Raw genomic sequence first — 13,300 nt, forward strand, 5'->3', positions numbered from 1 at the left:
CAAATTACTGAATCTTAATAATTTCGAGGACTGACTTCTTCTTATCCTTGTAATCGTATAAGGTGATCACGCTTTCCTTGAGATCACCCTGATTATTAAATGCAATATTGCCAATCAAACCCTTCATCTGTGTTTGAGGCATCGCGGCTAAGATCTTGGCTGGCTCAACTGAGTTAGCACGCTTCATCGCATCGACAATCACATAAACCGCATCATAGGAAAATGGAGCATAGATATCGACATCAATATTGAAGCGCTCTTTGTATTTTTTCTGGAACTCGGGGCCCGCTTCCATTTTTGAGAGGGTCATCGCAGCTTCTGAACAAACCACATTATTGATTGCATCGCCAGCTAACTCAGCCAATTTATCAGTACAAATTCCATCGCCGCCAACGATCTTCGCTTTGATTCCCAATTCCTTAGCTTGCTTGGCTAAAGGGCCGCCCGTGGCATCCATTCCGCCATACATGATGACATCGGGCTTACCCCCCTTCACCTTGGTGAGAATGGCCTTAAAGTCAGTTGCCTTGTCATTGGTTGCCTCACGTGGCAATACCTTGATACCAGCAGCTTTCACTGTTTTCTCAAACTCATCTGCGAGACCCTTGCCATATTGGGTCGAGTCATCAATGATTGCCACCACTTTTGCTTTTAAATTCTTGGCCACATAATCAGCTAGAGCTGGGCCCTGTTGTGCATCGGTCGCCACTAAACGAAAAGCGGTTTTAAAGCCCTGCTTGGTGTATTCAGGGTTGGTTGCCGATGGAGAAATTTGAGTGATACCAGCATCATGGTAAATCTTCGAAGCTGGGATCGTAGTCCCCGAATTTAAGTGTCCTACGACTGCGACAACTTTTGCATCAACTAATTTTTGAGCAACTTGGGTGGCTGTTTTAGGGTCTGCTGCATCATCTTCTGGCACTAACTTCAGCACCACCTTCTTACCATTGATCATCAGTCCAGCTTTATTGAGCTCCTCAACTGCCAGAACAGCACCGTTTTCATTTTGCTTACCCATATGAGCAATCGATCCAGTCAGTGGAGCCACATGACCGATCTTCACCTCACCATCATTTGCCTTACCGCCGCAGGCAACTAACAAGCCCACCGTCGTAAGCGAAAGCACGCTATATGAAAACACCTTTTGATATGGTTTCATGAGCAAATCCTCCAAGTTAAACAGTCATCAGAATTAAACGGGATGCGTCAGATTTTTTGGTAAGGAGAAAGTGACATCCTCCACAACCCCATCTAAAGATCGAATTTGACGTGGGCCAAACTCTTGAATCCGAGCCACGATTGCTTGCGCAAGACTCTCTGGCGCTGATGCGCCTGCGGTTAAACCAACTCGCTTCTTGCCCTCAAACCATTCGGGGCGAAGTTGATCGGGAGCATCGACCATGTAGGCCGGTACGCCTAATTTTTCAGCTAATTCGCGCAGACGATTAGAGTTCGAGCTCGCCTGACTTCCCACGACAATCACCAATTGAACTTGGGGCGCCATAAATTTCACTGCATCTTGTCGATTTTGAGTGGCGTAACAAATGTCCTGCTTCTTCGGTTGAATAATTTTAGGGAATTTTTTGGTGAGCGCATTCACAATTTCTTTGGTCTCATCAACCGATAGGGTCGTTTGGGTTACAAATGCCAAACGCTCGTCAGCTGAAAAATTGAGTTTCTCCACATCCTCCAAATTCTCAATCAGGAAGATGCCGCTCTCGACCTGCCCCATGGTTCCCTCAACCTCTGGGTGGCCAGCATGACCAATCATGAATACCGTAAACCCATCTTTGCACAACTTCACCACTTCAACGTGCACTTTGGTAACCAAAGGGCAGGTTGCGTCATAGACTTGCAAGCCGCGCTCGGCGGCGTCTTGACGAACCTGCTGAGAAACCCCATGAGCACTGTAGATCACAATCGCTCCACGTGGAATTTCATCAATCCCGTCCACAAAAATCGCACCTTTCGCGCGCAACTCATCAACCACGTATTTGTTGTGCACGATTTCATGACGCACATAAATCGGTGCGCCAAAGCGACTAAGCGCCTCATTCACGATATTGATCGCTCGATCGACGCCCGCACAAAACCCCCTGGGCTGCGCCAAGAGTATTTCATCACTTTCAGACGGTAATGGATTGCTTTGCATGGATCTTGATTACAAAATGGCAATAATTTCTGCTTCAAAACTTAACTGCTTACCTGCTAAGGGATGGTTGAAATCAAACCACGCACCCTCTTCATTAATGGATTGCAATACGCCTGCATATTGTGCACCGCTAGGCGCATTAAATTCAATCATATCGCCCGGGGCAAATTCCGGAACTTCATCGGTATTGGCTAACAATACATCCATACCCACCCACTGGATGAGCTCTGGCTTGTGCTCCCCAAACGCGTCCTGTGGGCTTAGAACAGCTGAGCGCTTTTCACCCACTTTTGCTCCCAACAAAACCTTTTCAAAACAGGGGGCGAATTGACCCGTACCCAATTGCATCGTCGCCGGCCGATCGTCGAAGGTGTTGATGTAATCCTCCCCGCCAGGGAGGGTCAATCGATAGTTGATGGTCAAGAAAGAATCGGGGGAAACGGTAGGCTCACTCATGCTGCCATTGTAGCCAGAGAGACACAGAATCACCCAATCTCGCAATGGCCAAAAGCACAACAGCCCCGTGAGAAATTAATCCGCCAAGGCGCCGCCTCCCTATCCGATGCTGAGCTCTTAGCCATTTTTCTGCGTTCTGGGGTTAAAGGTAAAAGCGCTGTTTCTTTGGCCCAGGATCTGCTCAGTCAATTTGGAGGGATGCAAGGCCTCGTGAATGCGCCTGTCTCTGATATTTACCGCTGCCATGGAATAGGGCCTTCAAAATGGGCTCAAATCAAAGCTGCCTATGAGCTGGTGAAACGCTGTCTTCATGAAAGCCTCTCTCAGCAAGCAATATTCTCATCCTCAACCCAAGTCAGGGAGTTTTTGCAAACCAAAATTGCCAGGCTGGAGCACGAGGTATTTCTTTGCCTGTACTTAGATAACAGTAATCGTTTGATAGAGTGCCAAGAGCTATTTCGGGGATCGATTGATCAAACGGCCATTTACCCCCGAGAAATCATTAAAGAATGCCTCAATCGCAATGCCAGCGCCTTGGTGATTGCCCACAACCACCCGGGGGGCAACCCACTTCCCAGCCCCAATGATGAGGCCATTACCCATGAACTGAGGCAAGCACTCCACTGGGTCAATATTGCACTCCTCGACCATTGCATCGTGGCAAAGCACGGTTTTTTCTCATTTTCGGATGCGGGCCTTATAGAAAAGCCCCTAAATGAGAGTGTTTACTAACTTATTAGCGTGTTGCATTTGGAATATTGACTAAACCCTAGCGTCAAATAGCAGATGCCTGCTACAATCGATGTTTTTCGTACTGAAGGAGTGTGTCATGGCAAAAGTTTGCCAAGTCACTGGGAAAAAGCCGATGGTCGGCAATAATGTTTCCCATGCAAATAACAAAACAAAGCGTCGCTTTTTGCCTAATTTGCAAAATCGTCGTTTCTGGGTTGAGTCTGAAAATCGCTGGGTTAGCCTTCGCTTAACCAATGCTGGACTTCGTTTAATCGACAAGAATGGTATTGATTCTGTTTTGGCAGATCTTCGTGCCCGTGGTCAAGTTTAAGGATTGAGTCATGGCTAAAGGCGCACGCGAGAAAATCAAGTTAGAGTCGACCGCAGGTACTGGTCACTTTTACACTACCACCAAAAACAAACGCACCAAACCCGAGAAAATGGAGATCATGAAATTTGATCCAAAAGCTCGCAAGCACGTTGCTTATAAAGAAACCAAGATTAAGTAATTTGTCTTAACGTCAAAACTAAAAACCCGTTCATATGAACGGGTTTTTTATTAGGCTGGATTAGAGTAGCGCCGCAAGCGAAGCGAAAACTCCTTGAGGGAGTGTGGCCCAGCCTCTTCGGCTCGATTGCACCATGAACGCAGCTGTCCCAGTAATTGCTCACGAGTAGCGTTGGAGCGACCCCAAATTGCATGCAACTCACGACGCATCTCAATCATCTTGCGTAACTGAGAATTCGTTTTCATGAGCTCCTCAAGCTTTTCTTTCTCAAGGGCAGTCAATTTAGCTTCATCCTTATAAAGCCAATCACGTGCATCCTTCAGGTGCGATGCAAATTCTTGCATGTGCTGGAATTCATTTGCGATGCAGCGCTTTAGGGTTTTGCTATAACGTGCCATGATCTCGTAGCGATTGGCAATAATCGCTTCTAGAGTTTGATCGTCGGCGGGACGAACTTCTGCGAGAACGGGCTTAGGCGGGACTTTCTTGACCTTTGCCAAACCGAGTGAGCGCAAAGCGCAAATGTAAACCCAGCCAATATCAAACTCATACCATTTGTTTGATAACTTGGCGCTCGTTGCATAGGTATGGTGATTGTTATGAAGCTCTTCTCCACCAATCAAAATGCCCCACGGCACAATATTGGTTGATGCATCTTCACAGTCGTAGTTCCGATATCCCCAATAGTGGCCGATTCCATTAATGACGCCTGCAGCGGTAATCGGAATCCATAGCATTTGCACAGCCCAAACAGTTGCGCCAATCGCACCAAATAAAAATAGGTCGATGATGAGCATGAGACCAACGCCTTGCCATGTAAAGCGCGAATAAAGATTGTGCTCAATCCAGTCATCGGGAGTACCGTGACCAAATTTTTCCAGTGTCTCTTTCTTTGCAGCTTCTACCTTGTAGAGTTCTGCGCCGCGCAAAAGAACTGTGTCGATTCCTAAAACTTGCGGACTATGTGGATCTTCAACGGACTCGCATTTCGCATGATGTTTACGATGAACCGAGGCCCACTCCTTAGTTACCATTCCAGTAGTGAGCCATAACCAAAACCGGAAGAAATGAGAGGGAATGGCGTGAAGGTCGAGTGCTCGATGCGCCTGACAACGATGTAAAAAAATCGTAACACTAGCAATCGTAATGTGGGTCATGACCAGGGTAAAGATCACGATCTGCCACCAAGCCCAGTCCAAGTAACCGTGGGCCAACCACTGAATTAATCCATCATGCAAACTAGAAATGGCGCTCATCTCCAAACAAATCTCCCTCATTAACTGCGATCATGCTCTTAACCCCTTATTTTAAGGCTTTCGCTGCATAATTGCCCCAAAAAATCCATCGGTTCCGTGCTGTGAGGGTAAAAGTTGCCACCAAGGCTTGTCCTTACTGGTGCCAATCGGAATTCCATCATGTAAAAAATGATGTCCTAGGGCCTCCTTGGCGGATAAAAGCTCAAAATCGGGGTGTTTTTCTAGGAAAAGGTTTACAAGCTCTTGATTTTCTTGATCTAAAAGGCTACAGGTGGCGTAAACCAGACGGCCCCCTGGTTTTAGCAAACGAGCTGCCGACTCCAAAATGGCTAGTTGGGTGGGGGCCAATTTAGCGATCTCAGCTGGTGTCTGGCGCCACTTCAGGTCGGGATTGCGTCGCAAAGTCCCCAAGCCGCTGCAGGGGGCATCCACTAAGACCCGGTCAATTTTTCCTGCAAGACGCTTAATTCTGGGGTCTCTCTCACTATCAATCCACATGGGATGCACATTGGATAGGCCGCTTCGCGCTAAGCGCGGTTTTAAGTTGGCCAAGCGTCGCTCTGAGGTATCAAATGCGTACAGGCGGCCGGTATTGCGCATCATCGCACCCAAGGCCAGGGTCTTGCCGCCGGCTCCAGCACAAAAATCAACCACCATTTCTCCACGCTTGGGATCGAGCAAGTGACATAGGATTTGACTACCCTCATCCTGAACCTCAAACAAGCCATCCTTCATCCAGGTCGAGCTTTGTAGGGCGGGTTTTCCAAAAATACGGATTCCGTCCTGGGAATAGGGCGTTGGGTGCGTCTCAAATCGATTCGCACTTTGATTCATTTGCATCAGTAATTGATCGCGCGAGGTCTTTAAAGTGTTCACACGCAAATCCAATGGTGCCGGCTTCATGAGAGACTCAGCCAAACGACCAGCCTCTTCCTCACCAAAAGACTGAACCATCGTGTTCCAAAGCCATTCCGGCAAATTATGTTTTACCAATCGCCCCAGCGCATCACGATCAACTTGGCCAAAACGACTTAGCCACTCGTACTCCTCCTTTTGTATAACAAAGGCCAAATCAGCGAGTGCGCTCTCTAGTCGATTTGCGGTCCCAAGCCCCCCTTCAGATAAGGCTGAAACCAAGCCCAGCAAGGCCAAGCGGCGGGCTAGGGAGCCAGAGCCACTGGCTGCAAATTGAGAAAACTCCTGCTTGCGACGCAATACAGAAAACGCAGCCTCAGCAATTAGGGCGCGATCTCGATTGCCCAATTTGGGATGCGCACGAAAGTAACGACTAACAACCCGATCGGCTGGTTGGTCAAATTGCAATAACTCAGGAAGCAACTGCTCAAGATGCAAAACGTGCTGCGGCAACGCCTTCGCATGCGAATAATTTTTTTGCCCTTGGGGATTAATCAGTACAGGCGCTTTGGCATCCTTACTCTTTGCATACTTCTTTTCTTTGGAAATCCGCTTTGAAGCGGTAGAGGAGGATCGCGTCATGAACTCGCCGTTCTTATGGGAAAGGAATGTACTGTAACTCAGGTGGGTCAACACTCACTCGATTACCTGCAAGATGTAAACGCCCATTAATAAACCACTCAACGGCTAATGGATAGATTTGATGCTCCGTCTTTAAAACCCGAGCAGCTAAATCACTTGGGGTATCGGTGGGTAGGACAGGGACCTCACTTTGACAAATAATCGGGCCCTCATCTACGCCAGCGCTAACAAAATGCACTGTGGCGCCATGCACCCGATCTCCCGCCCCCAAGGCCCGTTCATGGGTATGCAAACCAGGAAAACGTGGCAATAAGGAGGGGTGAATATTCATCATGCGCCCCTCATAGTGCTCAATGAGCCCTGGGGTTAGGATTCTCATAAAGCCAGCCAAAACCACAAGATCTGCACCAAAGGCATCAATTTGCTGCATCAATGCCTCGTCAAAGGCTTCCCGGCTTGGATAGTCCCGGTGATCAATCACCGCGATAGGAATGCCAACTGACTTCGCAAACTCGAGCCCCTTGGCCTCGGGCTGATTTGCAATTAAGCCCGTAAATCGTACATCCCATGATTTTGCTTTTGCGGCCTTGTAAATTGCCTCGAAATTAGAGCCGCGCCCTGAAATTAAAGAAACGATTGAATGCATGACCAACAATATAATTCAAGGCTAGCCTGAAAGCGAATTGTGAAGGTATTTCGAAGACTTAAGCCCGCCCCGACCCAAGCGCCATGCGCCCTAACCATTGGTAACTTTGATGGTGTGCATCGCGGTCATCAAGCATTACTTCAGCAGTTAGTGGAGGGTGCGCGCGCGCGTCATCTAAGCCCTTGTGTACTCACCTTTGAGCCCCACCCTCGAGAATTTTTTTCACCGCACGATGCGCCACCCCGGATTCAAAATCTACGCGATAAGTTAATGGCCTTAAAGCAATGCGCTGTCGATACGATTGCAATTGAAGAATTTAATCAAGCCTTCTCCCAACTCAGTCCCTCTGAGTTTGTACAAAACATCTTGATTGAGAAGCTCAATACCAAATGGATACTCATTGGTGATGACTTTTGCTATGGCGCCAAACGCGCAGGGAATTTTGACAGTTTGGTGGCCGCCGGTAAGCAGTATGGTTTTGAAGTTAGTCGCATCCCAAGCATTCTCGAGAGCGAAGAGCGAATCTCGTCTTCACTACTAAGACAAGCTCTTGATCAGGGTGATATGCAGCGTGCCACACAACTACTAGGACGCCCTTTTTCAATTTCGGGTCATGTGTTGTATGGAAAGCAACTGGGGCGCACTCTTGGATTCCCCACCATCAATTTAGCGGTTTGCGCACGTCATCCGCATGCCAAACCGGTGACGAGTGGAATTTTTGTGAGTCAAGTGCATGGCTTGGGCGAGAGACCTTTGCCTGCGGTCTCGAGCATAGGAGTGCGACCTTCCGTCGAGAGCACCGGCCAGGTCCTTTTAGAAACCCACATCTTTGATTTTGACCAATCCATCTATGGAGAAGTGGTTTGCGTAGAATTACTAGCTCGATTGCATGAAGAACGAAAATACCCTGACCTAACCACCCTACAAGCTGCTATTCAAGACGATGCCCAAAAGGCTCGTCAATACTTTCTAAAGAAAAATTCGTATGTCTGATAAATCCCCAAACTACCCGGTCAATTTGCTTGAGACCAGCTTTCCCATGCGCGGTGATTTACCCAAGCGTGAACCCAAATGGGTGGAAGAGTGGCAACGCAATAAGGTCTATGAGGCGATTCGCAAGGCTCATGCTGGGCAGCCCAGTTTTATTTTGCACGATGGTCCCCCCTATGCCAACGGTGATATTCATATTGGTCATGCGGTCAACAAGATTCTGAAAGATATGATCGTCAAGTCCCGCTGGTTAATGGGCTTTGACGCCATTTATGTGCCAGGCTGGGATTGCCATGGTATGCCCATTGAGATTCAAATTGAAAAACAATTTGGCAAAAACCTACCTACTGCTGAGGTACAAGCCAAAGCTCGTGAATATGCGCAGGCTCAAGTTGCAAAGCAGAAAAAAGATTTTCAACGCTTAGGGGTTCTTGGTGAGTGGGATCAGCCCTACCTCACTATGGATTTTCAAAATGAGGCCGATGAAATTCGTGCGCTTGGCGAGATCTGGAAAAAGGGTTATGTCTTTCGCGGACTAAAACCGGTGAACTGGTGCTTTGATTGCGGTTCTGCCCTAGCTGAAGCGGAAGTGGAATATCAAGATAAAACGGATCCGGCGGTTGATGTTGGTTTTGCCTTTGATACCAACCAGAATGCGCAACTTGCTAAAGCATTTGGCTTAAAAGAACTGCCCAATAAACCGGGTATGGCGGTGATTTGGACCACGACCCCATGGACCTTACCAGCGAATCAAGCCTTAAACGTTCACCCCGATCTTGAATATGCCCTAGTTGAAACCGATCAGCGCTTGCTACTGCTGGCCAAAGATCGAGTGAAGGACTGTTTGGAGCAATATGGTCTTGAGGGAACGATTTTGGCAAGTTGTAAAGGTAAAGCGCTTGAAGGTATTTCCTTTTGGCATCCGTTAGCCAATTTAGACTCCGGCTACAAACGCCTAGCTCCAATTTACTGCGCTGATTACGTCACGCTCGATACTGGTACGGGCCTAGTGCATTGCGCCCCCGCTTATGGTGAGGATGACTTCAAGTCCTGCAAGGCTCATGGCTTAGCTGATCACGACATTATCAATCCGGTCATGGGTGATGGGGTGTATGCCTCCTCCCTGCCGCTCTTTGCTGGTCAACATATTTGGAAAGCCAATCCAAACATTGTGAAAGCGCTTGATGAGGCTGCCAGCCTTTTAAAGAATAAATCCTATACGCACTCCTACATGCATTGCTGGCGACATAAGACTCCGATCGTCTACCGTGCGACCTCTCAATGGTTTGCCAGCATGGATAAAAAACCTGCTGGTGAGAAGGCCTCATTGCGAGAAACCGCCTTGGCAGGCGTGGAGAGTACTAATTTCTATCCAGCTTGGGGTAAGCAACGCTTACACAGCATGATCGCCAACCGTCCCGATTGGACACTTTCACGTCAACGGCAATGGGGCGTGCCTATGGCTTTCTTAATTCATAAAGAAACGGGTGAGCCCCACCCACGCACACCAGAACTGCTTGAGCAAGTCGCTCAGTTGGTTGAAAAAAATGGCATTGAGGCTTGGCAGAGTCTTACGGTTGAAAGTTTGATTGGCGATGAGGCAAGCGCCTACGAGAAAAATCGTGACACGCTTGATGTGTGGTTTGACTCGGGCACCACCCATTGGCATGTGATGCGTGGTTCACATCGTAATACTCTATATCGCCAGGAATCCGAGGGTGCAGAAGGTCGTTGGGCCGATCTTTATTTAGAGGGCTCCGATCAACATCGCGGTTGGTTTCATTCGTCACTCTTAACGGGTGCCATGCTCGATGGCAAACCCCCATATCGTGCCCTCTTAACCCATGGCTTTACGGTAGACGGTCAAGGTCGCAAAATGAGCAAGTCGGTTGGCAATGTGATTGCGCCTCAAGAAGTGGCTGACAAACTGGGTGCTGAAATTATTCGCTTGTGGGTTGCCTCGACCGACTACTCGGGAGAGATGTCAATCTCGGATGAGATTTTGAAGCGGGTCGTTGAAAGCTATCGACGCATTCGTAATACCTTACGCTTTCTCTTAGCGAATCTCGCAGATTTTGATCCACAAACAAATCATCTACCTACCTCCGATTGGCTAGAGATTGATCGCTATAGCGTTGCGCTGGCAGCTGACTTACAAAACACGATTGAGGCACACTATCGTGATTATGAATTTCATCCAGCGGTCTCAAAAATATTGGCATTTTGTTCTGAAGACTTAGGTGGCTTCTATTTAGATATTCTGAAAGATCGTCTCTACACTATGCCCGCAAATTCAGTGGGTCGACGCTCCGCTCAAAACGCCTTATTTCATATTAGCCAACACTTACTCAAATGGCTATCACCCTTTCTCAGCTTCACTGCTGAAGAGGCTTGGAAATGCTACCCACACTTTGCCAAGTCAGCCGACAGCGTATCGATCTTCACCGAAGAATTTGGATCCTTTCCTGAAATCAAGGACGCCCAATCCTTGCTTGCTAAATGGCAACGCATTCGTGAGATCCGCTCTGACATTACGAAAGCTATCGAGCTTGAACGTGAAGCCGGAAAGATTGGGTCTTCCTTGCAAGCTGAGTTGCTGATCCAAGTGGGTGCGACTGATTATGAGCTACTGCAATCGATTGCTCTGGATCTACGCTTTGTAACGATTACGTCTAAATCAGAAGTTGCGCTATCAGCCGATGGCAATACTCAGATCACAGTGAAGCCAAGCGCCTACCAAAAATGTGCGCGTTGCTGGCATCACACAGCCGATACTGGATCCCATCCAAACCATCCCGATCTCTGTGGGCGCTGCATTAGTAATCTTGATGGCGCTGGTGAATTTCGTCAGTTCGCATAAATATGGTCAAGGCATCTTACCAAGAGGGCTCAAGCAAATGGTATTTACTGCTAGCCCTTGGAGTATTGATTGCCGATCAAGTCACCAAGTGGTGGGCTCAAATGAGTCTGCCGATGGCTCAGGCGATTAAGGTTACTGATTTTCTGAATTGGTTCTTAATTTATAACCCAGGTGCCGCCTTCTCCTTTTTGTCTCAGGCAGGTGGTTGGCAACGCTGGTTTTTTACCGTCATTGGGATTGTTGCTGCCGTTGTGATTATTTGGCTCTTACAGAAAAATACCCAAGATCGTCCGTTTTGTCTTGCCCTTTCCTTAATCCTTGGTGGGGCCATCGGAAACGTCATCGATCGCTTGCTATATGGCGCTGTAGTTGACTTTATTGACGTGCACTATGACGGTTGGCACTGGCCAGCCTTCAATATTGCCGATAGCGCCATCTCAATTGGTGCTACATTAATTGTTATCAACGAAATACGACGGGCCATTAAAGACCGCCCCTAGAGTCAAATCGATTTGGAACCCGCGCATGACCTCGTTAGCAAACAAAAAAATTGTTTTAGGAATCTCCGGCGGAATTGCCGCCTATAAATCCGCTGAATTGGTCCGCGCCCTGATTCAAGAGGGGGCCGAGGTTCAAGTAGTGATGTCAGAGTCTGCCATGCAATTCATTACGCCGGTCACCATGCAAGCCCTCAGTGGCAAACCGGTCTTTAGTAGTCAATGGGATGTACGGATTAGCAATAATATGGCGCACATTGAGCTATCCCGTAACGCCGATGCGATTTTGATTGCCCCTGCTAGCGCCGATCTCATGGCAAAACTATCGCTTGGTTTGGCGGATGATTTACTAACGACGATGTGCTTAGCACGCGATTGCCCCCTATTAATTGCGCCCGCCATGAATCTGCAAATGTGGGCTCACCCTGCTACCCAACGAAGCCTCCAGCGACTTCAAGACGATGGCGTCGCGATCCTTGGCCCTGCTAGTGGTGACCAGGCCTGCGGTGAAGTTGGCATGGGTCGGATGCTGGAGCCCTCTGAGCTATGTGAGCAACTAGTTGCATTTTTTCAGCCGCAGGTTTTAAGTGGGAAACGGGTACTCATTACAGCCGGTCCAACATTTGAGGCTATCGACCCAGTCCGTGGCATTACCAATCTGAGTTCGGGGAAAATGGGATTTGCGATTGCCCAAGCGGCTGTTGAAGCGGGTGCAGAAGTTCACCTCATCGCTGGCCCTTGTGATTTACCCACTCCTTTGCAAAGCACCGGTAGGATTAAGCGGACAAATGTGATCACCGGTGAAGAGATGCATCGTGCCACGCTCGCCTCTGCCGATTGCGATGTATTTTTCGCAGTCGCTGCTGTTGCTGACTGGACGATTGCCAATCGCGCCCCACAAAAGATTAAGCGTCAAGAGCAGTCTGGACTTCATTTAGAGTTTCGTTCGAACCCCGATATCTTGCTCGATATGGCTAAGTTGGCTAAGCGCAAATCAAAACCATACTGCGTTGGCTTTGCTGCTGAAACCGATCGTTTGGGTAAACACTCTAAAGAGAAACGGATTCGCAAGGGTATCCCAATGATTGTAGGAAATATCGGTCCCACCACCTTTGGTCTTGATACTAATGAAATTCTCGTGGTGGACGACAAAGGCAGTAAAAACCTAGGGCACGCCAGCAAGCTAGAGCTCGCCAGAAAACTCATTGAAATCGTTGGCACCCGCTTACCTTAAAGAGGACTATCAATCGTGCAAGTTCTTCAAGTCAAAATCCTCGATGAGCGGATGCGCTCGCAAATGCCTAGCTATGGTACCCCAGGAAGCGCTGGATTAGATTTACGCGCCTGCATTGACAACGCAATTGAGCTTGCCCCTGGTCAAACAGAGCTCATTCCAACAGGTCTGGCAATTTATATTGAAGATCCTCGTTACGCCGCGATAATTCTGCCGCGCTCAGGACTCGGTCATAAACACGGAATTGTGTTGGGTAACCTCGTTGGATTAATTGATTCGGATTACCAAGGTCAATTGATGGTGAGTGCTTGGAACCGAGGCTCAACTGCATTTCGGTTGGAGCCGATGGAGCGATTAGCGCAACTTGTGATTGTTCCAGTACAGCAAGTGGAGCTGAAAGTAGTGACTGAATTTGAGAGTAGCACCCGGGGTACGGGTGGCTTCGGTAGCACTGGACGCGGATAGCTCCGC

The 13,300-nt window shown here is 48.3% G+C and carries 14 protein-coding genes; 8 read left to right on the forward strand and 6 right to left on the reverse strand.

Annotated elements, in window-relative coordinates:
• Positions 1–4 precede the first annotated feature (4 nt).
• Genes QUE66_RS07420 through QUE66_RS07430 form a run of 3 tightly spaced genes read right to left on the reverse strand, consistent with a single transcriptional unit; the run spans position 5 to position 2,575 of the window.
• Positions 5–1,159: a branched-chain amino acid ABC transporter substrate-binding protein gene (locus tag QUE66_RS07420; protein WP_286223415.1), complete on the reverse strand. Its 1,155-nt coding sequence runs from the start codon at positions 1,157–1,159 to the stop codon at positions 5–7.
• 33 nt (positions 1,160–1,192) lie between these two features.
• Complete coding sequence (gene ispH / locus QUE66_RS07425) at positions 1,193–2,152, reverse strand: 4-hydroxy-3-methylbut-2-enyl diphosphate reductase (protein ID WP_286223416.1); 960 nt, start codon at positions 2,150–2,152, stop codon at positions 1,193–1,195.
• A gap of 9 nt (positions 2,153–2,161) precedes the next feature.
• Positions 2,162–2,575 carry an FKBP-type peptidyl-prolyl cis-trans isomerase gene (locus tag QUE66_RS07430; RefSeq protein ID WP_353506763.1) on the reverse strand — a complete coding sequence of 138 codons (414 nt, stop codon included), beginning with the start codon at positions 2,573–2,575 and terminating at the stop codon, positions 2,162–2,164.
• Between QUE66_RS07430 and radC the strand changes: the two genes are divergently transcribed.
• From radC to rpmG, 3 genes are all read left to right on the forward strand, one after another.
• Positions 2,480–3,340 (forward strand): RadC family protein, encoded by an 861-nt coding sequence (radC, locus tag QUE66_RS07435; protein ID WP_353506764.1) that lies wholly within the window; start codon positions 2,480–2,482, stop codon positions 3,338–3,340. The genes QUE66_RS07430 and radC overlap by 96 nt on opposite strands.
• 97 nt (positions 3,341–3,437) lie before the next feature.
• Positions 3,438–3,671, forward strand: a complete 234-nt coding sequence (gene rpmB, locus QUE66_RS07440) for a 50S ribosomal protein L28 (protein WP_108508948.1) — start codon at positions 3,438–3,440, stop codon at positions 3,669–3,671.
• Between the two features lie 10 nt (positions 3,672–3,681).
• Entirely contained in the window at positions 3,682–3,849 is a 168-nt protein-coding gene (gene rpmG, locus QUE66_RS07445; RefSeq protein ID WP_108508949.1) for a 50S ribosomal protein L33, read from the forward strand.
• 50 nt (positions 3,850–3,899) lie between these two features.
• Here the strand turns inward: rpmG and QUE66_RS07450 are convergent, their stop codons facing one another.
• From QUE66_RS07450 to purN, 3 genes are read right to left on the reverse strand one after another with little or no spacing between them, the layout of a single operon-like run.
• The gene (locus QUE66_RS07450) at positions 3,900–5,105 is read right to left on the reverse strand and encodes a DesA family fatty acid desaturase (RefSeq protein WP_286223419.1); all 1,206 of its coding nucleotides are present in this window, start codon (positions 5,103–5,105) and stop codon (positions 3,900–3,902) included.
• 51 nt (positions 5,106–5,156) lie between these two features.
• Positions 5,157–6,602 (reverse strand): RsmB/NOP family class I SAM-dependent RNA methyltransferase, encoded by a 1,446-nt coding sequence (locus QUE66_RS07455; protein ID WP_286223420.1) that lies wholly within the window; start codon positions 6,600–6,602, stop codon positions 5,157–5,159.
• Between the two features lie 13 nt (positions 6,603–6,615).
• Positions 6,616–7,248, reverse strand: coding sequence for a phosphoribosylglycinamide formyltransferase (purN, locus tag QUE66_RS07460; RefSeq protein WP_286223421.1), 633 nt, complete (start codon positions 7,246–7,248; stop codon positions 6,616–6,618).
• A gap of 39 nt (positions 7,249–7,287) precedes the next feature.
• Here purN and QUE66_RS07465 point away from each other — a divergent pair, with 39 nt between their 5' ends.
• The 5 genes from QUE66_RS07465 to dut are packed head-to-tail and all read left to right on the forward strand — an operon-like array spanning position 7,288 to position 13,294.
• Positions 7,288–8,241 carry a bifunctional riboflavin kinase/FAD synthetase gene (locus QUE66_RS07465; RefSeq protein WP_286223422.1) on the forward strand — a complete coding sequence of 318 codons (954 nt, stop codon included), beginning with the start codon at positions 7,288–7,290 and terminating at the stop codon, positions 8,239–8,241.
• Entirely contained in the window at positions 8,234–11,098 is a 2,865-nt protein-coding gene (ileS, locus tag QUE66_RS07470; RefSeq protein ID WP_286223423.1) for an isoleucine--tRNA ligase, read from the forward strand. Before QUE66_RS07465 ends, ileS begins: the two co-directional genes overlap by 8 nt.
• A gap of 2 nt (positions 11,099–11,100) precedes the next feature.
• Positions 11,101–11,598 (forward strand): signal peptidase II, encoded by a 498-nt coding sequence (gene lspA / locus QUE66_RS07475; protein ID WP_286223424.1) that lies wholly within the window; start codon positions 11,101–11,103, stop codon positions 11,596–11,598.
• Positions 11,599–11,623: 25 nt separating this feature from the next.
• A complete protein-coding gene (gene coaBC / locus QUE66_RS07480) occupies positions 11,624–12,829 on the forward strand; it encodes a bifunctional phosphopantothenoylcysteine decarboxylase/phosphopantothenate--cysteine ligase CoaBC (RefSeq protein ID WP_286223425.1) in 1,206 nt (401 codons plus the stop codon).
• 15 nt (positions 12,830–12,844) lie between these two features.
• Positions 12,845–13,294 carry a dUTP diphosphatase gene (dut, locus tag QUE66_RS07485; RefSeq protein WP_286223426.1) on the forward strand — a complete coding sequence of 150 codons (450 nt, stop codon included), beginning with the start codon at positions 12,845–12,847 and terminating at the stop codon, positions 13,292–13,294.
• Positions 13,295–13,300: the final 6 nt, after the last annotated feature.

Origin of the sequence: Polynucleobacter sp. HIN6 (assembly GCF_030297575.1) — a bacterium.
In the GTDB taxonomy this organism is placed as follows: domain Bacteria; phylum Pseudomonadota; class Gammaproteobacteria; order Burkholderiales; family Burkholderiaceae; genus Polynucleobacter.

What these genes read in the sequence shown, in the direction of transcription:
- lspA (WP_286223424.1), top strand. Translation starts at nt 11,101, where the DNA reads ATGGTCAAGGCATCTTACCAAGAGGGCTCAAGCAAATGGTATTTACTG.
- QUE66_RS07450 (WP_286223419.1), bottom strand. Translation starts at nt 5,105, where the DNA reads ATGAGCGCCATTTCTAGTTTGCATGATGGATTAATTCAGTGGTTGGCC.
- rpmG (WP_108508949.1), top strand. Translation starts at nt 3,682, where the DNA reads ATGGCTAAAGGCGCACGCGAGAAAATCAAGTTAGAGTCGACCGCAGGT.
- QUE66_RS07455 (WP_286223420.1), bottom strand. Translation starts at nt 6,602, where the DNA reads ATGACGCGATCCTCCTCTACCGCTTCAAAGCGGATTTCCAAAGAAAAG.
- QUE66_RS07420 (WP_286223415.1), bottom strand. Translation starts at nt 1,159, where the DNA reads ATGAAACCATATCAAAAGGTGTTTTCATATAGCGTGCTTTCGCTTACG.
- ispH (WP_286223416.1), bottom strand. Translation starts at nt 2,152, where the DNA reads ATGCAAAGCAATCCATTACCGTCTGAAAGTGATGAAATACTCTTGGCG.
- rpmB (WP_108508948.1), top strand. Translation starts at nt 3,438, where the DNA reads ATGGCAAAAGTTTGCCAAGTCACTGGGAAAAAGCCGATGGTCGGCAAT.
- coaBC (WP_286223425.1), top strand. Translation starts at nt 11,624, where the DNA reads ATGACCTCGTTAGCAAACAAAAAAATTGTTTTAGGAATCTCCGGCGGA.
- ileS (WP_286223423.1), top strand. Translation starts at nt 8,234, where the DNA reads ATGTCTGATAAATCCCCAAACTACCCGGTCAATTTGCTTGAGACCAGC.
- purN (WP_286223421.1), bottom strand. Translation starts at nt 7,248, where the DNA reads ATGCATTCAATCGTTTCTTTAATTTCAGGGCGCGGCTCTAATTTCGAG.